Source organism: Levilactobacillus cerevisiae, assembly GCF_003946245.1.
GTDB classification, from domain to species: domain Bacteria; phylum Bacillota; class Bacilli; order Lactobacillales; family Lactobacillaceae; genus Levilactobacillus; species Levilactobacillus cerevisiae.
Genome location: NZ_RHNN01000016.1, coordinates 1 through 20,743 on the forward strand (window position 1 = coordinate 1; position 20,743 = coordinate 20,743).

Consider the following 20,743-nt stretch of genomic DNA (forward strand, 5'->3'; position numbering starts at 1 on the left):
CATTCTTTGATTATACAAAAATATCCGTTGCCAGTAATCAAATTCATTTGATTACCAACAACAGATATTTTAGAACCAAAAAATCGGTAAGCCCCCTCGGCTCACCGATTTTTCTTTTTTAGTATGTACCAACCAAACTCTCGCGTTGCCCTCAAGCCACTACCCAATCTGTTGAGTTGTGCCGCGCAATTCCGTTAGCGTCGACTCCAGAACGTTTGGTAATTGCTGGTCAATCAGCCCTAGCTTCTCAAAACCCAATTGCGTCAGTCCTAGATAGCGTCGCCGCCGGTCGTTCGGCGCAACCCGTTGTTTCAGGTAGCCACGTTTACACAAGTCTACCACTAAGTTTGACGTCCGCGTTGCCGAAAAGCCAAGTTTTTCTGCCACCTGTGCGACCGACAGATGCTCCGCTGCCACGAAACGCATGAGCTGACATTGCGGCAAATTAATCGCCAACCCCGCCACCGGTTGATTATAGCATTGCGTCACGAGACTGTATATCTGCGTCAACTGTTGCAATTTTTCCTGATCTGCCATCCTGCACGCCTCCCACTAGACTGCTGGTCACCGAGACTCAGTAATCCGCAAAAAATGGTGTTCAAAAGGACCCACTTCTTTTGTAATGTATCCGCTTACATTATACCACCCACCACAGTTTCGTGGTGATTTATCAGGCCAGTCGGTAGGAAATAAATGACTGGTAGTCTGCTTGTACCTGTTCCGCGTACGCCCAGGCAAAATTGGCGAGTGCTTCGTCGAGACTCTTGCCACTCCCCAGATACCCACGAATCATGGCTGCCGTTGGACTCTGACAATGGGCGATTGCTAAAGTCCAGGCACAGGTGTTGGCGTACGTTTGAAATTGATCCCAGTCCAATTGGGTTAAATCAATGGATTCCTTCATATCCCGGAACTGGCGCACGTAGAAACTCTGTTCAGTGCCAGCAAAGTAACCAAGAAATGGGTCAGATGCCGATTGTAAAATCTTCTGGCAATCGACGATTCGCTGACCTTCCGTTTGTTCCAGCGCTACCGTGATACGGGTGGCTTCTTTGCTCCCCTGGCGCCGCGTTGGCAAGGCTTCCTTCACCTGCAAAACTAAGTGGGAACCGTCAATACTGGTCAGCAGGAGTAAGTAGCAACGTGAGCCAAAACTCCCCACCCCGACACTGTGACGCACGACATCCGTGATGTGGTATTGCGACAATAATAAATTCACATCTGGCCGTAGCGTTTGCCGATAAGCCGAGAAGTAGGCCGCAATGTGGCTGGTGAAGTCATCATCCACGTGCGTGGTCCGCGGCGCGTTCTCCCGAAAACACAGATTGCCGCGGATATCGAGCGTCGTGAACTTCCGAACGACCTGTTCCGAATCCCGCTTATTGGCGCGACCCACAATGGCCGTTAGCAAATTGGAATTGTCTTCGTCCAACGCACTGTCCTGAACTAATTTTTCCACTTCGTTCGTTGGGTAGAAGCGGTTTAACGTAGTCTGTTCAAACATCTTCTTGATGCTCTTGCGATAACTGGCAACCACCGTGGGTAGAAATTGCTTCAGCTTCTTGTCCTTGAAACCATTGGCCTGACCTGCCAGCAGGACGCTGACCAATAGGCGTTTCAAATCCCATTCCCAGGGGTTGATGCCCGCTTCATCGAAATCATTCAAGTCGAACAGCAACCGGCGTTCTGGTGAGGCGTAGAAACCAAAATTACCAATGTGCGCATCCCCACAAGTGAACGTTGAGATGGTCGAATCAGGCTGCGCACCCAAATCAGCTTCCATCAATTCAGCCGTTCCCCGGAAGAAGGCGAAGGCTGAGGCCCCCATCCGTTGCGTCCGTTCTGGCAAGAGTTCTGGAATCAACAGTTGCCGCACCCGATCCATCATCTGATTGGCATCCCGGTTCGTGGGTGTGTACGCACCCAGTTGTTCAAACGGCACTTTAAGTCTGGCCGCCTTTCCCAAGTCGCGGAGCTCCGCAATGGTTTTATTCACCTGGACCCGTCCGGTACTAAAAGTTGCTGGCGTCATGACGCCACCTCCCGTTTCTAATTGTTACCATTTTACCGCAATTGCGGGATTTCTGAAATGGTCGCCGTAAAAGATCGTGACAACTAGCGGGGAGTTACGGATTGTCGATACAAGTCACCTGCGGCTGCCTTTAACCATTAGTCGTTGACCCATGCAACGTGAACTTGAGTGACGTGAATTTAGGTTTCACCGGGGTATCCATGTGAACTAATTTGACGGTTCAAAGCAAGTTGCACGCCTGCTCCAGTAATATAAAGTTTGGTAATAAAAAAGGTTGCGACATCCGTCACAGCCTCTGGAAATTTTACACGATATTATATGAACAGCAACCGGATAGTTGCTGGCAATTCTGTTCACCATTACAAAGAAATTCTGAAAACCACGAACCCATCTATAGCTAAGCCATCCCCCATGCCAACAATTTTGTGATGGCATATATCGTCTGCGTATCAGTTTGCCCACCAACGTAGGCGTGAGTTCGCCAAATTTAGGCTCAGCCGTGGGATTTGGTTCGGCGATTTTTCATTGCCGAAACGTGTGGCAGCCTAAATTTTACGAACGGTAAGCCGGCAGGCACAATGTTACCAAGCTCAGTCCTCAATAGAAGGATGGCTATGATTGTTGAAGTCTAACGCAAATAGCGACAGTTCGTGATGCCGTAATTTAACAATCAGCCGGTCCAAGTTCTCGCCATAAGCCAATTCCTTTACCCAGTGAAAAGATTCTAGTTGATGTTTTTGGGCAAAGTCTCTGGCAAGCGGGTCAACACCGTAAACCACAATGTAATTGGCGCGCTGACTAGCCGCAATTTCCGTTTGATCGGTCAGGAGGCGGAGGTGAACCACCCCGCTCAACAGTCGATTGAAAATATCCGTGGTCACCCCAATCATGTCGTAGGTCACCAGAATTTCGACCTTTGCCGCCGTCAGGGTCAGACCGTTGGTATATTTGCTCAAGTAGCGCTGCACTAGCCGCAAATCAATCTTGCTGACGCGGTCGGGATACAGCTGGCTCATCCCCTCCGCAATCTCCAACGCCGCCGCTGAAGACGCGGCTGTCGGTTGATACAGGGCCGTGATTTCCGGACGCAGCAGTGGATCGACCCGGAAGAGGAGCATGAATTGGCACAATGCAAACAGCCAGTTGGCAAACCAGTTTTCCCCAGTCGCATAGTCCTGCAGCTCAGCAATCCCCGGTGCCAATTGGTAGCGGCCGTTCTGATGATGCAAGCCGTGATACAGGCGGGACAACGCACTGGGCTGTAACGCCCGAATAAAGTACGGCGAACTGGTTAAGACGTAATCCAGCGTCGCCAGTTCCGTCAGTGCCTGCTGTGGCGTATCACTCAACTGGGATTGAAATTTCGCCGCCAACGGCCGCAAATCTGTTAAATGTGCAAGCGGAAAGCGTAGCGCTGCGTACCGATGGCCTTGACTCAGCCGTTGCAACGCAATTGTCATCATTAAATCACGCCGCTGTTGCAAGCTGGCAGAATCCTGATAGAGTCGCGGATTCGTATACGTTTTGACTAGCGAATCGTGTAATGGTTTAACTTTCGCTGGTAGTGGTGGCAACTCCGCCGTCGTGGTTAACGTGGTGGTCAGTAACATAAAATAGAGTAACTGAATCAACGTCTCGTTGCCCGTCAACCGTAGCTGACCCGCAGCCAATTGTAAATTGTACTGGGCCAACTGGTGTTTCATGGGCCGCAATCGCCGATTCAACGTGGATAGACTGATGTCATAGGCGGCACAAAAATCCGCCGTTTGTGGGTATTCGCCAGTTAAGGTCGCTAAAATGGCCAGGTACGGAATACTCTGGCGATACAACCAGTGGCGATAGCCATCCATGCTGACGGTCGTTGTCAGATAGTCCTTGGTCAGAACAGTCGCCGGATCCAGCTCCTGTAGATCATGACGCAGATTCAACAAAATATGATACACGCGCGAGTAACTCACGTCGGCCGTCGTTGCAAACTCAGTCAGACTAAATTCACCATCCTGGTCTTGAATGAACGTTAACAGCTGGATTTTTAAAACGTCCCGTTCCGTTAACATGGCAAAATCAATTTTCAACTCTCTCTCCCCCGTCGTGCCAGATATTGCGAAAGAGTCTGGGACATAAGCCCAGACTCTTTTTGGTTCTCCAACGCCATATTGCTGAAACAGGGTCTGGGACAAAAACCAGGCTCTTTTCGTTTCTCCAAGTCTATATTGTTGAAACGTGGGACAAAATTAATCAATGCTGGTAATGGTGACACCCTGCTCGTCAAATTTGGCTAATGTTTCCTTTAATATGATCCGGGGATCGTCGTACCGGACGCCTGGTAACAGGGTACTGACAAAGTTCCCCGTCAATTTGCCCGCCGCAATCTCTGGTGAGACCCGGACATCCTGACCTTTGTCAGTTGATAACGTGACGCTCTCACCCTCTGTCAAGCGCTCAACTAATGGTAAAATTGGCATCTGCTGCATCATTTCGGTCACCCTTTCCGTTTACTATTTCTTCTATAGTTTAACACGGTCTTCCCCGAGAGGCGCTACCACCCGCTCGTTAAATGCCGTTTTCAAAATTAAATTTATGAAAGTTTATGATTTGGTCATTTTTCATTTTAGCCTTTCCATTCTTTCCCTTGCTGTGGTATGCTGATAGCCGCTAATTAATAAGGTTAAATTCTGGGGGAGAATAATAAGTTATGTGGTTTAACAATCTAAATACCGCCTTTGTGGTGGGATATCCGATCTTCGTTTCTGTGATTTGGATCACGGGTTGTCTGTTTTCAGGCCTTTTGCGCCGCCGCCAACCACGGACACTGGTTAGCGATGCAGCAGCACCCTTCGTGTCCATCCTGGTCCCCGCCCATAACGAGGCGGACACACTAGACGCAGCTGTCCGTTCTTTAGCCGGTCTAAACTATGAACGATACGAACTGGTATTGATCGATGATTATAGTAGTGACAATACTTTAGCCATCATGGCTGACCTAAAAGCCCAGTGGCCCGCGGTTCCCATGACCATCGTCGCCTTACCCGTTAATCAAGGCAAGGCCAACGCCTTAAACGAAGGATTGAAGGCGGCTAAGGGTGATTACATCGTTGGCATCGACGCCGATAGCCTGCTGGCACCGGATGCTGTGACCCAACTCATCACCACGTTGACCTCTCAGCCAGATTACGGCGCCGTGACGGGGAAACCGGTCGTCCGCAATCGCTCGAACCTCTTAGGTCGACTACAATTACTTGAATACATTGGGGTCATCGACTTAATCAAGAAGGCTCAAGCCTATCTGACGGGTTCCATCACCACCGTCTCCGGGGTTATCGTGGCGTTTCGGCGCGAGGCACTGGAACAAGTCGGTGGTTGGAATCCGGCCGTCATGACCGAAGACATCGACATCACCTGGCGGATGTACCGGCACCACTGGCGCGTCGCCTACGAGCCACGGGCCATTTGCTGGATTCTGGTTCCTGAACGGTTACGGGGCTTGATTAAGCAACGGCAACGCTGGTCTCGTGGGGGTCTGGAAGTCTTGGTCACCAACTGGCGCGGTTTTTACCGCAATCCTTGGGGCCAACGCTTTCTACTGTTAGAAACAGTCGTCAGCAATATCTGGGCAGTCTCCACGGCCCTCAGCGTCCTGGCTTACAGCCTCAAGTTGGTCTTTCTCCACGGGCTCTCACTGGATGGCAACTTACTACTGATTTTGTTGGCACTCAGCGGCATTCAATTTGCCGTGGGCTTCTTCGCCTCACAAATGACCGCCCGTTTAGCTGGCCCTGAACTACTCCTGGTGCCCATCTACGTGCTCTACTACTGGATGGTCAACTTGGTCAGCTGCCTGTCAGCCATTGCTTCTTACTTCGTCAGTCCACAACGTAAAGGGACCTGGCGCAGTCCAGATCGGGGGTTATAATCTTGAAAATACCAAATTTTGATCCAATCGTGCGGCACCAAACTAGCCGCTTGAGCCGCGTGATTCGCGCAATCGTCCTGATTGCCCTGTGGCTCTTCGTCGCCTTAGTCGTTTTTGCCAACATCAGTTTCACACTGGGCTGGTACAGCGACGGCCTGGTGAGTCTCTACCTGTTGCTCAACCTGCAACCACACGCCAACAACAGCATTCTGCTCCTGATTGGCCTGATGCTGCTCATCGTTCCCGTGTACTGCGGGTGGCGGTGGGTCCACTTGACTAAGGAGGCCCGCTCATGAAACGCCACCTCCGCCAAGGACTCCTGGTAGTCCTGCTTTTGACGCTGGTCTTCACGCTGGGCTGGACCTACGAAAACCAAGCCAGCAAACAGCAGGACACCGAGGCCAGTTACGCCTTACCTGCGCGTTATCAAAAAATGAAAAACGGCATCATGGTTTTCTGTTACCACCGCGTTTTGAAAACGTCTATGACCACGGAAATTGCCGAAAAATTATCCAACAATTCCCAACTGCATGAATTTAACGTGCCAGCGAGTGCCTTTGCCGCACAGATGAAGTTCCTCAAGCAACATCACGTTCGGGTCATCTCGGCGACCACTATGGCACGGATGGTCCAATCGCACCGCCCCATTCAGGGCAAATACGCGGTGCTCACCTTTGACGACATCGACCGGAGCGTGATCGACAACGCCATTCCGGTGATGCGCCACTACAACTTTCCGTTCACAGCCTTTGTGATTACGGGGAATACCGGCGAATATCGGGAAGGTAGTCAAATGGCAACTTGGTCACAAATTAAGCAGGCGCAAGACGACGCCGGTCAATTGATGACGCTGGGATTGCACACGCACAACCTGCACCATTTGACCGCAAAGATGGAACCCGTTTTCCTACAGCCCCACTACTTTGGCAAATTCCAACGCGACTTTGCTAAGTCAGCGGTTGAGCTTAAGGAGCACACAGGTGTCACCGCAACATCGTTCGCCTACCCATATGGTGGTGGCAACGCACAGATCAACAACTTCTTGGCCCAACAGGACTTGGATTGGGTGGCAACGCTCGATTCCGGGATTGTGACCAACCAAACCAACCTGAACGAGACGCCACGAATGATCATCAATCAGGAAAGCTGGCCGTCCATCAGCGCTTGGTTTAAGTAACTGCAAGCAGAACAGTTTAAAATGGCATCACAGTCGGTCTCTAGGAGGCCTGGCTGTGATGCCATTTTTTGTTGATTTTACAAAGCTGAAAGAACCTATAAAGGCCCAGCTAACTGAGATTCCATCCACAAAATCCGTAAAAATTGCCACCTGCGGCTGCCAGAGATTCCGCCTGCTGTGGGGAGCGCCTGCGGCCTGCGGAGCGGTCCTCCGGCTCGGTTTGAAGCCTGCCAAAATTTGCCAGGCTCCAAACGCGTCCCACGCTGTAAGCTGGTTCCCAGCTAACACCGTCGACACAGCTGTCTCCATCTCTGTCCTCCTCCGGTTATGGTTGTTGTTCAACAGGACATTGAGGTGTCCATCGCTGGGCTGGCAACGTTTGGCCACCATAATTGGCCACAGTCTCTGTAAGCGTGAGTGAGCCAAATTTAAACTCAGCCGTGGATTTTTCATACCCAATGCTATCGCAGTGATTTACACCACTACGTCATTGAGACTTTGTCATAACTGAAGACACCAACATCAGAATGCTCAGTAGCTTTCACCAATCGGTTAAATCTCCCGCAAAACAAAGCCACCCGCCAGCAAAGGACTGACGGGTGGCCGTTTATTTTTTGTCGCTGATAGGTGTACGCTAATTTCACCATTGCTTGAAAGTGGCTTCAAGTCACCGAATACACTTACCCGTGTGTTTAACAACCTAAGCGTTCACAACTTTGGGTTGGGTCACACGCATGCCGACCCAGTAAATGACCGCCGTGATTGCCATCGCAATGAAGGTGGCCCCCACCGTGGTGGCAATGACCGGCACCTGTTTCAAGCCCCAGTAGGCGACCACGCCGAGTGCCCAACTGGCCACGGCCACCCAATTGATACCGTGCGCATACCAGTAGGCGCCGCGCACCTTGGTGAATTCGCCCAACTGGTAGTGCTTGCGTTTCAAGAAGAAATAATCCACCAAGAAAATGGCGATTTCTGGTCCCAGGAACATACCGATACCGTCCAGGAACGTTTCAAAGACGTCCAGGAAACTTGCCAGGTACACCGGGATAAAGGTGACCAACGTGGCCGCAATCGTCACGATCCACAGGCTGACGTTCAGCGACAACCGGTGTGTCATGTTGGTCAGCGCGGACCCCGCCGACATCAAGTTGACGGCGTTGGCGGTGGTACTAGTCAACACAATCACGAGTAGTGCCAGCACGCCCAGCCCTAATTTTGCAGCGACGGTACTAGGATCCGAGTTATTCGGGTCGAAATGGTTCAGGGAAACGGCCGTGCCAATCGTGGCAAACAGGCCGATGAATGCAAACCAGAACAGGCCGAAATTGGCCCCCAGAAATGACGCCTTAGTCGCCGCGGACTTCTTGGCCGTGAAGCGGCTAAAGTCGGACGCTGCCGTGACCCACGCTAAGTTGAACGCCGCCAAGGTATCGGCCGCAACCCCAGACGACATCCGCAAGTTAGCCGGCGCCTCCCAAGCCAAAATTTCGTGGAAGGAGACGGTCCGGAAGACCACCACAGATTCCCACAGGACGAAGACTACCACTAGGATGATGCCGACCCGTTCAATCATGCGGACCGACTTTTCCCCTAATGAAATACTTAATAAATGCAAGACACTCATGATTAGGATGCCGACAATCAGGCCAAATGCGCCGCCCGGCTTCCCGTACAGTGGCCAACCGAAGAGCTCGCCAAAGATGTAACTGATTGAGGTTGCAGCGATAAACGTATTCACTGCCGCCCAACCGATAAATTGAATCACGTTGATTGCGGAGGGAATGAAACTCCCCCGCAAGCCGAATGACGCGCGAGTAAGCGCCATAGCTGGTACCCCGGTGCGGTATCCCATGTAACTGGCCACTGCCAGCAACGCGTAGGATAACAGCCCGACAATCACCAGGGTCGTTGACGCCGTGACAAAGCCACAGGCCGCGATGACCCCACCGATGTACCACGTTCCGTTATTGGCATTCGCGCCAATCCATGTTGCAAACATATCCCAATTCGACATCCGCCGGTGGGCCATGGGAATCGACTCTACCCGGCCAAATTCGGGCGTTGCTTTGGTGCTTGCAGCTGTTTTAACCTCTTGTGCCATGGTTTTTTCACCTTTCTTTGGTTAAACTTGGCGTTGGCCGGGCCTCCGGGCGGGGGAAAATGAGACCGGACCGCTGTGGGCGCACGCTCAGAGCCAAAGTACGGTCTCCGAGCTTACTTTGAGCCGCTATCGCGTCTCAAAGATAGCAGTTCCCTAACCGACAAAGCCCGTCGCTAAGGGAATTCCCACGGCTTGGCTCATTTTCCCCCGCCCTGCGGCCAACACTTGTTTAACCACCAAATCCCTATTCCCTACTCTTGCCATTGCTCATTCCACAAAGTGTCACCAATACTTTAGTCAACACGTGTTTAAACCGCCATACAATCATCGTTCAGCTATTTGCTGATTAGAACTATGCTAATTGTGGCCAAAAACGACTCGTGATTGGCCACATCCCCCAAAACCAGCTCTTAACGCCTATCACGAAAGCCTTTAGCCAAGACCCAACCAGCACTCCCCCATTCAGCAACGGCTTAAAGAATCTCCCCAACAAATTCGCCCTTGGCCAATTTTCCGAAATCGTACGTCTTGAAGTCTTCAACTTGCTTGGTGTACCAGTGCATGCTTTCCGTAATCATGAGGTTCACGGCCTCTTCCTTTTCCTGCAGGGCCAGGATTGGCTTGTTGCTCATCGTGGCGACGCCTAATTCGTACGCCGTGCCCGAGTCTAGGTTTTTCGCTTCAAAGTCGATGACCGTTACGATGACGTCGGCCGCCGCGATTTGGTCCATGTCACGGTGGTAAATTTCCGTGGCCCATGGCTTCGTGAATTGTTCGTTGGCCGCGTCCTGATGCAGACGTGGTGAGTAGAAATCGGTCACCGTGGGATTCGCTGCCAGAGCAGCCTCTAGGCGTTCCACCCGGTCGACCTGCTCGGGACTAAAGAACGGACTTGCTACGTAAATCTGTGCCATGAATAAAACTCCTCCAGTGTTTTCATTTCAACCGCCCGGCCATGAAAAAAGCGGCCGGATCCCGTAAGGAGTCTGGCCGCTAGCTCACAGTTTTGCTTAAAAAAGTGATTTCTACCGGACCTTTCTTAGCCTCACGGGACTAAGTTAAAAGGACTATTTGGTTGTTGTTAACTATTATACGGACTTGAAAATCCGGCGTCAATCACCAATTTGCGGCACACCGTTTACGTTAACCGTTTGACGTCCCGTGAAAACTGGTTGCCACGAGTTTTCAATTATTTTGCCAGTTTGCTTACGAACCGCTTTCATAGAATTTCTTATTGCACGACCATTGGCTCCTTTTCCCCACCACTGTTGCCAACGCCCCGCAGGCTTGCTACACTAGGATTATTACAGGGAGGAGTTTCAACATGGCACAACCGAAAAATCATCAATTACCCCCGCGCATCAAGCGCATCTGGGGCTTCAGCGCCTTGGGGAGCCTGGTGGGTTTACTAGTCATCAGCGGCCTGCTTTGGCTGACGTATACCTTCTGGGATTGGTCCGTCTGGGTCCTGGTCTTCGGCCTGATCCTAACGGTGATCGAGCCCTGCATTGAACTGGGCTTAATCCCCTACCGCTACCGGTTTACCCGCTATCAAATCACAGATTTGGCCGTGGAAATGCAATCGGGGTTCATTTTTCAAAAGCGGGTCGCGATTCCGATTGCCCGCGTGCAGAACGTTACCTTGAATGCCGGACCGCTCCTGCAGTGGCAAAAGCTCACCAAGGTGTCCATCGCCACCGCCGCCACCAGCCACGACATTGAAGGGTTAGAGTTACCCGAAGCTGAGCGTCTCCGTGAACAAATCATGCGGTTGGCGCAGGAGGCCCGCCATGACCAAGCCTAAACGCACCCATCCGCTGGGACTCATCCAACATATTGCGAAATCAATCAAGGATTATTGGTACTTAGTGATCATTCTGTTCACCAATCCGGACCACGATTCCATCTGGTTTTGGGCGATTCTCGTGACGCTGATTGGCGCCTTTCTAATCATGCCCCTTGCCAAATGGCTCACGTTGACCTACATGATTGATGCCGACGCCATCGTCATCCATTCCGGCATTTTCGTGCGGCACCATGAGCACATCCCCTATTCCCGCATTCAAACGGTGCAAAGCAAACAGTGGTTTTACCTGAAGCCCTTTAAGCTGGAAGAGGTCTTGATCGAAACGGCTAGCCACGCCGATCACGCACCGGAAGCCCGACTAGCCGCGGTCCCCATCACGGTCGCCACGAAAATCGAGCGCTACCGCAAAGCGGCCACGACAACACCGGAAGCAACCGTGCCAACTGACGACACCGGCGCCGTCACAGGTGAGGTCTCAGGCCCCCACTACCAAATCAACACGCGTGACTTGGTGAAGTTTGGCCTAACATCGCTCATCTTTGTGCCGTTTCTGTTGGTGCTCTTAGGACTGTACAACAAAATTCCCCGTTCACTGACCGATAACCTGATTGCGGATGCCAGTCACGTGGCGGCCGTCCTGTTAATTGGCGGTGCCATCGTGATCATTCTAGTAGCTTGGTTGGGCGCATTTCTGTGGACGCTGACCCGCTACTACCACTTTGAATTGACCCGCCAAGCCGATAACCTGGTCACGGCCAAAGGGCTCTTTCAGCGCAACACCATCACGGCCCCGCTCAACCGCCTGCAAGCCGTGCGCATCAAGCAAAATATTTTGCGGCAATGGCTGCATTTGCAAACGGTTCAGGTCTTGCTGGCTTCCAAGGCTGCCAGCAGTGACGATGACAACGACCTGGTGATTATGCCCGTAATTTCAGCGCCAGCCACCTACACCACTATGCGTCCGTTCATCAACTGGTTGCCGGAAAAACACCCCGACCTTGGTAAGTTACGGGTCCCCCACAGCTGGTATCAAATTCGGAATGCCATGTTGCTGGTCGCTCTGCCCGTGGCCTTACTGTGGTGGTTGTTGCCTAGTTGGGGCTGGTTGGGGCTCATCTTATTGCCGATTGCCGCCCTCGAAGGCCAGTACGCCGCGCACAATACGGCGGGTAACTTGGTGACGCCGCGAATGCTCGGACTGCAGACGGGCCATTTCTGGACCCGCGAAGTGTTCTACGTGCCCGTCACTAAGATTCAGTCGATGAGGCTCAAACGCTCCGTCTGGATGAAACGCACCCAGCTCGCTCACCTCACCGTTAACGTCCGTCGTGGGAACGGCAATCAAGCCATCCATCTACGGTACCTCTCCGCCACCGCTGCTCACGACATTTACACCTGGTACTTGGAACAGGCGTAACGCTGGCAACATTGCGTTGAACTGCCGGCTTACCGTTCGCCAAATTTAGGCCGGAACGCTGTGGGCAGGACGCTACCAGCCTGAGAAGCGGTCTGCCAGCTCGCTTTGAACCGCCAGGACCGCGTTTCAAAGTCGCCATTTTCCAAGTAGTTCACTTGGAAAATCCCACGGCTGAACCTAAATTTGGCTCACTCACGCCTACACAGATCAGGCTAGTAACCAAACGTTAAAAGCTATCACAACGTCGAATTGTACCGGTCTGACTGGTAAAACACAGTCTTAACCGGAGGACCGTTTCTCAGGCCGCAGGCGGTCCCCACAGACGCCGGAATCTCTGGCAGCCGCAGGTGGCAAATCTTATGCAATTTGGCGAACGGTAAGCCGGCAGGGATACACAATGTTGCAGTATTCTTTGGACAACGAAAAAAATGGGACCCGCACAGCGTTCACTGTGTTGATCCCATTTTTATGTACCGCTACCGTTCCCCAACGCTAGCAGTCTCCCCGTTGGCGCAACCCGCCTTCCCCCGACCGGTTGTGCCCGATGTTACCGTTCAAATCCTACTCTGACTCACTCTCTAGCCTTAACTTCTGGATCGTCGTTGATGCCATTTTTCCATAATGCTTGGTCGCCACAGCCAGAAATAACCGAAGCCTACCGATGCGATGAATGCCACCACGGCGGAAGTTCCATCACTCGCATTCCACGCATTTAGCGTTGTCACGTACACGACGAATACGATGTAGACTGGCACTTTTAGCCCCGGGAAGAGTAGGTACTCCCCGTTGTGTTCCAGTGACAGCCGGCGGTACAGGTAGGCGCCCCAGACGAACAAGATGCAGGCAACCAGCAGCCAAACGCCGCTAGCCAACCACGTTACTTGTCCCCCGGTCAGCTTCCAACCGCTCATCGTTATTAGTGATTCACCAATGCTGGCCACGCCGGTTAATGACAACGTGAAACCCACCAAGGTCACCACCAACGAACCCGTTTGACCAATGATCAGGGCGGCGAACCAGCAAAGGGCGAAGACCCCAATGGAATTTGCTAAACCACAAACCCACGAGGTAATCAGTCCCGGCCAGGCTAAATGAAAGCCGATGTTGGCCGGGAGACTAATCCAAAAAATACCATACTGAACGATAATCGTCAAGACAACGATAATGATTGCTGCGGCCAGGCCCATCCCCAGCTTGCTCCAATAAACGCGCCGGCGGGAGAACCCACTGCTAAATAAAAATTGATTGAAGTTGTCCTTTAAATCAATATTCATGAGTAAAATTCCCAGCATCCAAAATGCTAAGGACAGCCAAAATGGATAGGCCGAGAAATCGCTTTGACTGTAGGTTTGCCATTTATTAATGTTGCTCCCCACGAGTTCATGGGCGTTGCTGGAATTGCCCAAGCCGTGCAGCACAATCACGTTGTTGGCCAAGGCAATCAACAGTGACAGTCCGCCGACGATGCCGAATACCCGCCGGTGACGCCGCCAGATTAACCGATTCAATTGTTTTTGCAAAGTTTCCGCCCCCTATTTCAACAGCTGATAACCTGTATCGTGGGCCAAGTTCGCCCGGAACAGATCTTCTAACGTTAACGGTAATTCTTCAAATAATACGGGGTCTAACGCCCGCAGTTCCTGGTCGATTTCTGGCGTATAGTCCGTCACCACGACGACCAACACCCGCCCGGAAACCCGGATGAGCTTGCTGTGATCCTTCAAAACGGCCGGAATTTCCTTGTCGCGCAGAACCAGTTGAATCTTCTTCGCCGTCGCCCGAATATCTTCCAAATTATAATCGTGCACTAATTTGTTTTCCTTAAGTAACAGGACTCGATCACTCAAGCCATCTAACTCATTTAAATCGTGCGACGAAATCAGGAAGCCCTTCTGTTGATCGGCCACCTCGTCAATCACCATCGTCGCAATATTTTCGCGAACGATAACGTCAAGCCCATCAAATGGTTCGTCCAAGATCAGGTAAGTCGCATTGGAGGTTAACGCCAAAATGACGTTGACCAGCGCGCGCATCCCTTTAGAAATCCGCCGATATTGGTCCCCGGCATTTAAATTGAAATGCTTCAGGAGGTCATCATAGCGTTGCTGATCAAAGTTTGGGTAGACAATTTTAAAGAAATCTGGCAACTCTTTCAAACTGTAATTGGTCAAAAAGTTATCTTGGGTGTCCAGGAAAAACACCTCCCGTTGGCGGGATGAAACTTGTTCCATATCCTGGTCATCCAGTAACACTTGCCCTTTATCCGGGATGTAGTGATTCATCATGGTCCGAAATAGCGTGGTTTTCCCCACACCGTTACGGCCGACCAAGCCAATGATCTCGCCCGGTGCCCATTTGAAACTAATGTCTGTAATAATGGTATGCCCATTAATCTGTTTGCTTAAATTTTTAACTTGTAAGGTCACTTCTTTGCCCCCTCATATGCCGTCTTGATCCAACTCACAACTTCATCGAGTGGCACCCCTAAGTACCGGATTTCCGTGAGTAACGTCATCAACTGCTTCTTGCTGGCCACAACCTGGGCCGAATCACCCGGTGCCGCGGTCGTCTCGCGGACATACGTACCCTTGCCATGAACCGTGGTAATGACCTGCTGACTTTCCAACTGTTTGTACGCCTTACTGACCGTATTCGGGTTCAGTTGTTCTTGGCGCGCCATGTCCCGCACGGATGGCAACCGGTCACCCGGCTGAAGAATCCCCTGGACAATCTGCTGTTTGACCCGCAAAACTAGCTGTTCGTAGTAGGGCAGGCTTGAATCGCTTATTTGCATGTTTGTTTCACCCCTTGGTGTGTGGCTACGTGTCCCATGTGTACTATTATACCTAGTACACTCGATTTAGCAAGACTTTTTTGGATTTGGGCTGTATATTGCGTTCCGCCTGCGGCTGACAGACACGGGTACCCTGTGAGGAACGCCTCCAGCCTGGGGAGCGGTCTTCCGGCTCGCCTTTAAGCCGGTAACCCACCGTCTCAAAGGTCGTCCCGTGCTGTAAGGCCGGAAAAAATCATCCGGTCTAACAACACCGACACAGGGATACCCGTATCTGTCCTCCTCCGGCTCCACTCATATCGGCCCCCACCAAAAAAATGCTAAATCGGTGACGGTCTTGGTCCTGTTTGGTTAGTTTTATGATTTTCTTTCCAGACTGAGAAGCGGTCTTCCAGCTCGCCCTTAAGCCGGCAACCCACCGTCTCAAAGGGCGTCCCGTGCTGTAAGGCCGGAAAAAGTCATCCGGTCTAACACCACAGACACAGGGATACCCGTGTCTGTCCTCCTCCGGCTCCACTCATATCGGCCCCACCAAAAAAATGCGAAATCGGTGACGGTCTTGGTCTTGTTTGATTGGTTTTATGATTTTCTTTCCAAACTGAGAAGCGGTCTTCCGGCTTGCCTTTAAGCCGGTAACCCACCGTCTCAAAGGTCGTCCCGCTGTAAGGCCGGAAAAAATCATCCGGTCTAACACCACCGACACAGGGATACCCGTATCTGTCCTCCTCCGGCTCCACTTATATCGGCCCCACCAAAAAAATGCGAAATCGGTGACGGTCTTCGTCCTGGTTTTTTATGACTTTTCAACTCGAGTGGTAATCACACATGGATCTTCTTGTCAAAGCCTCATCAACCAAGAAAATGATTTGCTTGCTCTTCATCAATCACATTTGTCTTGCCACAAAAAAGGCATCTCCGAAGAGACACCTAATTTTAACTATACTTCTAACTTTGCTCTTAAGGCTTCCGTTAATACCTGGGAGACATTAATTTTTCGCTCTTTAGCAATCACATTTAGATACTCAGGAATGGTCACATTCTTGCGAACAGTTCGTGAATACTTCAGTCGAAATTCTGCTAAATCCACGGAAATGTAAACTAAAGATTCACCATCCTCTAGCTTAATATCTTCCGGATTTGATGGCTTAGGATATTCTGATTGGTCCTCTAGCAAATTACCAATCAAATCTTCAGCCATAGTCACGGCGTCCAAGGTATCGTTTCCTTGTGTAAACCCGCCTTGTAGGTCGGGGACTCGAATAAAAGAATAATCCCCATCTTTACTAAACGCGGCAGGGTAAAGTACTCTATCTTTTTTCACAGAGTCGACCTCCTCTTACGTTCTGCATCAATCCTGTACTATTTTTCAGATCACAAGTTGTAAAACCAGGAGATGTCAGTCGTAATCGTGAATCACCATGTCAATTGTCTTCGCTACCATCAGCGACTAGAGGCGGGTCAATGTGACCAACTGTGTCGATGGACTAATTTCTCAGTTTAGTCCATGGGACGACCTTGGAAACTCGCGTTGTTTGTGAGCTTTCAAGTCGAGGTGAAAGACCGCCCCTCAGGCTGGAGCCGGCCCCACAGCAGGGCACCTTGAACCCGCCGCCGGGAGCGGAAATCTTAGCCCAACAGTCGCCCCCTGCATATTCTCTAAGAACATTCACGACCATCGCCATCACCACGCACCCCGAACGCCGATGTGGCACTTACGCACAGTCTCTGCCGCAGGGCTGGTGAAAATGGGCCAAGCCGTGGGAATTCCCTTGGTGGCGCTTAGCCACTTAGGGAATTGATACCTTTGAGACGGTTTGCCGGCTCAAAGTAAGCTTGGAGACCGTCCTTTGGCTCCGGGCGTTCGCCCACAGCGATCCGGTCCCATTTTCACCAGCCCGGAGGCCCTGACAACGACCAATTATTCCCTTGTCTCAGCTTAAATCTGCGTGGTCGTTGCGCCGGGTTCGTCTTGTTGGCGAACGACGAGCTGGTTGTAGAACTTAGCCCGCGCCAAATCGTAGTACGGGTAAACGAACAGCCCAGCAATGTTAAACGTGATGGTCACCAGCATGAACCAGAGAATGAAGCTCAAATCCATGATGAACAAGAACGACTTGTTGCCATCCATCAGCCGGCGTGAAGCCGTAATCGCCTGGAGCGCCGACATTTGTTCGCCGCGGTCATACGCGTCTCTGTAAATGTAGAACGCTTGGGAATACGAATACGCCTTGATGATGCCGGGGAATACCAGCAGCAGTGACCACAGGGAAATGAAGATGGCGGACAGGATGCTGATGAAAATCCAGCCTAAGAAATATTGGCCCTTGTCAAACAGGGCAAAGCTGCGTTGAATGGGATTGTCGAGGGTTGCCTTGCCCCGATCCAAATCGATCATGGTCAAGCGGGTCCCCATCCGCAACATTGCCGCAACGAAGAAGAATAACCCCGCGAAGGAAAAGAACCCACTGACGTTGAAATTGGCGCTGTTCTCGTTGATCCGTTCCGCCCAGTTAAGGTCTCGGGCGTCCATCGTCCCGCCAATCCACTGAAGCGCTAACCATAAAATTGATAATAACAAATAAAATTTAAAATGGGTGGATATCTGTTCCTTGGCCCCTAATTTAAAGTTGACGCGATCTTGCTTGTCCATTGCTTTCTCCTCCCGACGAGTGCGCAAGCCCCGTCCAAACCTTGTATTGTCAGTATACAAGATTTTGGTGATTTACCCTAGCGCAAATAGCCTTAACCAACTGATTTATTAACAGTCGCAACTTTTAGAAAACGCCGTCATACCGGGAACCGGTTGTATTTCAGCGAATTAATTGCTAAAATGGCATGAGCACGCGTTCACCTTTCACACTGGAATTTATTGAGGAGTTTTACATATATTATGAAGAAGATTTGGAAAATTAGTCTCGGCGTCGTCCTCGCCTTGATCGTCATTGGTGGCGCCGCGGCCTATCATGAACGCCACAATGTGCGCCGACTGTTGCTGGTTCACCAGCATTATCAGAAGAAAAACGTCCTGTCGACCAATCAGATCAAGCTTAATTTACGACCGGCTTTGTCGACCAAGAACACCACAGCCACCAACAAGATTACCGCGGGCTATCGTCAAGAATTGGCTCAGCTAACGACTGGTATCGATCACGCCAAGGTAATCGTTAACCCGTACGAGACCTCACCCCTGTCCGGCCTGATTTTAGTCAAAACACAGGCGGCGACCAAGGTGACCCTCACCGTCCACGGGGACACGCCCAAGACCACGCTGACCAAGCACCTCGCCGGCTATCACACCACCCACTCTGTCGGGGTCCTCGGGCTCTACGCCAACCGGACCAATCGCGTCACGCTGACGTTTACCAAGAAAAATGGGCAGAAATCCTACGCCACTTACACCATGAAGACGGGCAAGGCGCCTAAGGAAATCGGTAAGAACACGCTGAAGACCAGCCATCCCCAGAAAATGGCGTTGGGTAAGGGCAACACCCGGCTGACATTTGCCGTCTCCAGTCAGGGCACCACTTACGGCCTGGACGCGCAGGGTAAGGTACGCTGGTACAGTACGGCGCCCATTTCCCACGTTTTCAAGCGGCTGACCAATAACCACCTCTTGATTCTTACTAAGATTTCGGCTAGCGCGCACAAATATAACGCGCTGCGTGAAACCGATTTTTACGGTCGCGTTTATCGGCAATATAATTTTCAAGGCGAATTTCCGACCCGTAAAGATGCTAGCAAATTAGCAACCAACACCGTGATTCACCACGATGCGATTGAACTGCCCAACCACAACCTCTTGCTCACGGTTGACGACGGGAGTTCTAAGTACGTGGAAGACACGATGATTGAAATCAACTACAAGACGGCGAAAATCGTTAAAGTCATCGACCTCAAACGGATCCTCCCCCGTTCGGCGTACACCCACTACACGGGGACGCACCGTTCCGACGGCAAGATTGACTGGTTCCACCAGAACTCAATGATCTACGATCCGCAACGTGACGAGCTGATTGTCTCCGGGCGAAATCAGGATATGATTTTTGCCATCAACTACAAGACGACCAAGCTGCAGTGGATTTTGGCAGCGCCGGAAAAACTCCCGCAACGTTACCAATCCTACCTCTTGACGCCGACCACCAAGAACTACCGTTACAACGGTGGCCAACACGCCGTCAACATCATCCACACGCGTAAGAACAAGGGCGAATCCATCGCGCTCGAATTTTACGACAACAACGTTCCCGTTACCCGGGGGAAGACCAAGCAATCCAAGAAATGGTCGGCCGGCGAAATTGTTTCCATCGACCAACTGAAGTACACGGTCACTAAGAGCTGGAGCTTCGGTAAGTCGCTGGGGCAACGCAACTTCACGAACATCGTCGGCAGCAGCTATGCCGTCGGGCGCCACAACACGTTGATTGGCTTCGGTTATGCCAGCAACGGGAAACGGAGCGAATTCGTGGAGGTCAATCGCAAGACCAAGCAGATTGTCTTTGACGTCAACCGCACGCATTTCAAACACGGCGATTGGAGCTACCGCGCACAGCGGATGGCCCTGTATCCGGGCAGTGCGAACGTTCAGCTGTCACAGATTAAGTCAACCACTAAGTAAATGAAAATCACCCCCGGCAAACGCTGCTGGAGGTGATTTTTTTAGACTTTGATATTTTCCATTTGCCGAATACGCAGTTGACTTGCGCGATAGATTTTCGTCTCCTGCTTGGTATGCGTTTTAGCTTTCCGGTAATCGGCCATAAACTGCTTTACCCGAATGATTTTCTTGGACCAGCTTGGCTGCAGGACAACCAAGTCTTTACCCACTCGCGTCGCATGCTTTTCTTGCTTAATCAGACTTTTACTGGCAAATACGCGATTGGCTCGTGCCGCCGCATGCCCCGCGACAATCGTATTCTCACTAAGCTTCTGCATTGCCTTTTCTGGAAAAATCCGTTCCGCCCAAACCTTCGTATTCGACGCCATCACATACGCATTATCCAACAGATCATCCATGACTAAGTCTTTGGCAAATTGTCCCGTTTGATACTGCCACAAGGTTCGGCTATGGGCAACTAGCTTTTTATTCTGGTACGCTTTCATTTCCAAACCGACACCATCCAGCTCTGGATTGATCTGTGCCAAAAAATGATATTGCTTCCCGGGTTCTCGTTGAACAAATGACACGACACAGATTCCCGATGTCTTCTTCACCAGAGTTTGAAACTGATACCCCTGTGCTCGGAATAGTTTACCGATTGGGGCACTATCCTGTGTATCAATCACGTTGCGGGTCTTGGCCTGCGCCGTGATGGTTCCCGTAACTCCTATTAGGACTAACAAACTCGTAATCAAAAATTTTTCACTAACTCTCACACTAAACACTCCCCTAAACTATCTCTCGGTTAACCCGCTTGTCGGATTAATTAACATTTTAATAATCCGCTAATCGGGAGGAGCTGTCAATGTGTGGATTGGACTTTCTGGGCTGGTATCACTGGA

The 20,743-nt window shown here is 51.2% G+C and carries 18 protein-coding genes; 6 read left to right on the forward strand and 12 right to left on the reverse strand.

Annotation, left to right across the window (positions count from 1 at the left end; genetic code table 11):
* Positions 1–159: 159 nt before the first annotated feature.
* The 4 genes from EKM99_RS08935 to EKM99_RS08950 all read right to left on the reverse strand — a co-directional run bounded on the left by EKM99_RS08935 (position 160) and on the right by EKM99_RS08950 (position 4,509).
* Positions 160–537 carry a MarR family winged helix-turn-helix transcriptional regulator gene (locus tag EKM99_RS08935; RefSeq protein ID WP_125582967.1) on the reverse strand — a complete coding sequence of 126 codons (378 nt, stop codon included), beginning with the start codon at positions 535–537 and terminating at the stop codon, positions 160–162.
* 133 nt (positions 538–670) lie between these two features.
* The gene (locus EKM99_RS08940; RefSeq protein ID WP_125582969.1) at positions 671–2,032 is read right to left on the reverse strand and encodes a DUF2252 domain-containing protein; all 1,362 of its coding nucleotides are present in this window, start codon (positions 2,030–2,032) and stop codon (positions 671–673) included.
* 590 nt (positions 2,033–2,622) lie between these two features.
* A complete protein-coding gene (locus tag EKM99_RS08945) occupies positions 2,623–4,107 on the reverse strand; it encodes a helix-turn-helix domain-containing protein (protein WP_125582971.1) in 1,485 nt (494 codons plus the stop codon).
* 159 nt (positions 4,108–4,266) lie between these two features.
* Complete coding sequence (locus EKM99_RS08950) at positions 4,267–4,509, reverse strand: hypothetical protein (protein ID WP_125582973.1); 243 nt, start codon at positions 4,507–4,509, stop codon at positions 4,267–4,269.
* A gap of 218 nt (positions 4,510–4,727) precedes the next feature.
* Here EKM99_RS08950 and EKM99_RS08955 point away from each other — a divergent pair, with 218 nt between their 5' ends.
* Genes EKM99_RS08955 through EKM99_RS08965 form a run of 3 tightly spaced genes read left to right on the forward strand, consistent with a single transcriptional unit; the run spans position 4,728 to position 7,122 of the window.
* Positions 4,728–5,945, forward strand: coding sequence for a glycosyltransferase (locus tag EKM99_RS08955; protein WP_125582975.1), 1,218 nt, complete (start codon positions 4,728–4,730; stop codon positions 5,943–5,945).
* A 2-nt stretch (positions 5,946–5,947) separates the two neighbouring features.
* Positions 5,948–6,241 carry a hypothetical protein gene (locus tag EKM99_RS08960; protein WP_125582977.1) on the forward strand — a complete coding sequence of 98 codons (294 nt, stop codon included), beginning with the start codon at positions 5,948–5,950 and terminating at the stop codon, positions 6,239–6,241.
* Positions 6,238–7,122: a polysaccharide deacetylase family protein gene (locus EKM99_RS08965; protein WP_125582979.1), complete on the forward strand. Its 885-nt coding sequence runs from the start codon at positions 6,238–6,240 to the stop codon at positions 7,120–7,122. The genes EKM99_RS08960 and EKM99_RS08965 overlap by 4 nt, the downstream gene beginning before the upstream one ends.
* A 700-nt stretch (positions 7,123–7,822) precedes the next feature.
* Here EKM99_RS08965 and EKM99_RS08970 read toward each other — a convergent pair.
* Complete coding sequence (locus EKM99_RS08970; RefSeq protein WP_125582981.1) at positions 7,823–9,226, reverse strand: cytosine permease; 1,404 nt, start codon at positions 9,224–9,226, stop codon at positions 7,823–7,825.
* A gap of 473 nt (positions 9,227–9,699) precedes the next feature.
* Positions 9,700–10,140: a nucleoside 2-deoxyribosyltransferase gene (locus EKM99_RS08975; protein WP_125582983.1), complete on the reverse strand. Its 441-nt coding sequence runs from the start codon at positions 10,138–10,140 to the stop codon at positions 9,700–9,702.
* A 410-nt stretch (positions 10,141–10,550) separates the two neighbouring features.
* Here EKM99_RS08975 and EKM99_RS08980 point away from each other — a divergent pair, with 410 nt between their 5' ends.
* Both EKM99_RS08980 and EKM99_RS08985 read left to right on the forward strand, forming a co-directional pair.
* Positions 10,551–11,030, forward strand: coding sequence for a PH domain-containing protein (locus tag EKM99_RS08980; protein ID WP_125582985.1), 480 nt, complete (start codon positions 10,551–10,553; stop codon positions 11,028–11,030).
* Positions 11,017–12,450, forward strand: coding sequence for a PH domain-containing protein (locus tag EKM99_RS08985; RefSeq protein ID WP_125582987.1), 1,434 nt, complete (start codon positions 11,017–11,019; stop codon positions 12,448–12,450). Before EKM99_RS08980 ends, EKM99_RS08985 begins: the two co-directional genes overlap by 14 nt.
* Before the next feature lie 584 nt (positions 12,451–13,034).
* Here the strand turns inward: EKM99_RS08985 and EKM99_RS08990 are convergent.
* From EKM99_RS08990 to EKM99_RS09010, 5 genes are all read right to left on the reverse strand, one after another.
* Positions 13,035–13,970, reverse strand: a complete 936-nt coding sequence (locus EKM99_RS08990; RefSeq protein WP_125582989.1) for an ABC transporter permease — start codon at positions 13,968–13,970, stop codon at positions 13,035–13,037.
* Positions 13,971–13,982: 12 nt separating this feature from the next.
* A complete protein-coding gene (locus EKM99_RS08995; protein WP_125582991.1) occupies positions 13,983–14,876 on the reverse strand; it encodes an ATP-binding cassette domain-containing protein in 894 nt (297 codons plus the stop codon).
* Positions 14,873–15,244: a GntR family transcriptional regulator gene (locus EKM99_RS09000; protein ID WP_125582993.1), complete on the reverse strand. Its 372-nt coding sequence runs from the start codon at positions 15,242–15,244 to the stop codon at positions 14,873–14,875. The genes EKM99_RS08995 and EKM99_RS09000 overlap by 4 nt, the downstream gene beginning before the upstream one ends.
* Positions 15,245–16,181: 937 nt before the next feature.
* Positions 16,182–16,565 (reverse strand): type II toxin-antitoxin system HicB family antitoxin, encoded by a 384-nt coding sequence (locus EKM99_RS09005; protein ID WP_125582995.1) that lies wholly within the window; start codon positions 16,563–16,565, stop codon positions 16,182–16,184.
* A gap of 615 nt (positions 16,566–17,180) precedes the next feature.
* Entirely contained in the window at positions 17,181–17,894 is a 714-nt protein-coding gene (locus tag EKM99_RS09010; protein ID WP_125582997.1) for a DUF975 family protein, read from the reverse strand.
* A gap of 240 nt (positions 17,895–18,134) precedes the next feature.
* Between EKM99_RS09010 and EKM99_RS09015 the strand changes: the two genes are divergently transcribed.
* Complete coding sequence (locus tag EKM99_RS09015; RefSeq protein WP_125582999.1) at positions 18,135–19,859, forward strand: aryl-sulfate sulfotransferase; 1,725 nt, start codon at positions 18,135–18,137, stop codon at positions 19,857–19,859.
* Positions 19,860–19,900: 41 nt separating this feature from the next.
* On the opposite strand, the gene EKM99_RS09020 is transcribed toward EKM99_RS09015, so the two are convergent.
* Positions 19,901–20,617, reverse strand: a complete 717-nt coding sequence (locus EKM99_RS09020; protein WP_125583001.1) for a hypothetical protein — start codon at positions 20,615–20,617, stop codon at positions 19,901–19,903.
* Positions 20,618–20,743 lie beyond the last annotated feature (126 nt).

Excerpts from the sequence above, each read along its gene's own strand:
- EKM99_RS08935 (WP_125582967.1), bottom strand. The coding sequence starts at position 537 with ATGGCAGATCAGGAAAAATTGCAACAGTTGACGCAGATATACAGTCTC.
- EKM99_RS08940 (WP_125582969.1), bottom strand. The coding sequence starts at position 2,032 with ATGACGCCAGCAACTTTTAGTACCGGACGGGTCCAGGTGAATAAAACC.
- EKM99_RS08950 (WP_125582973.1), bottom strand. The coding sequence starts at position 4,509 with ATGATGCAGCAGATGCCAATTTTACCATTAGTTGAGCGCTTGACAGAG.
- EKM99_RS08955 (WP_125582975.1), top strand. The coding sequence starts at position 4,728 with ATGTGGTTTAACAATCTAAATACCGCCTTTGTGGTGGGATATCCGATC.
- EKM99_RS08965 (WP_125582979.1), top strand. The coding sequence starts at position 6,238 with ATGAAACGCCACCTCCGCCAAGGACTCCTGGTAGTCCTGCTTTTGACG.
- EKM99_RS08970 (WP_125582981.1), bottom strand. The coding sequence starts at position 9,226 with ATGGCACAAGAGGTTAAAACAGCTGCAAGCACCAAAGCAACGCCCGAA.
- EKM99_RS08975 (WP_125582983.1), bottom strand. The coding sequence starts at position 10,140 with ATGGCACAGATTTACGTAGCAAGTCCGTTCTTTAGTCCCGAGCAGGTC.
- EKM99_RS08980 (WP_125582985.1), top strand. The coding sequence starts at position 10,551 with ATGGCACAACCGAAAAATCATCAATTACCCCCGCGCATCAAGCGCATC.
- EKM99_RS08985 (WP_125582987.1), top strand. The coding sequence starts at position 11,017 with ATGACCAAGCCTAAACGCACCCATCCGCTGGGACTCATCCAACATATT.
- EKM99_RS09000 (WP_125582993.1), bottom strand. The coding sequence starts at position 15,244 with ATGCAAATAAGCGATTCAAGCCTGCCCTACTACGAACAGCTAGTTTTG.
- EKM99_RS09010 (WP_125582997.1), bottom strand. The coding sequence starts at position 17,894 with ATGGACAAGCAAGATCGCGTCAACTTTAAATTAGGGGCCAAGGAACAG.
- EKM99_RS09015 (WP_125582999.1), top strand. The coding sequence starts at position 18,135 with ATGAAGAAGATTTGGAAAATTAGTCTCGGCGTCGTCCTCGCCTTGATC.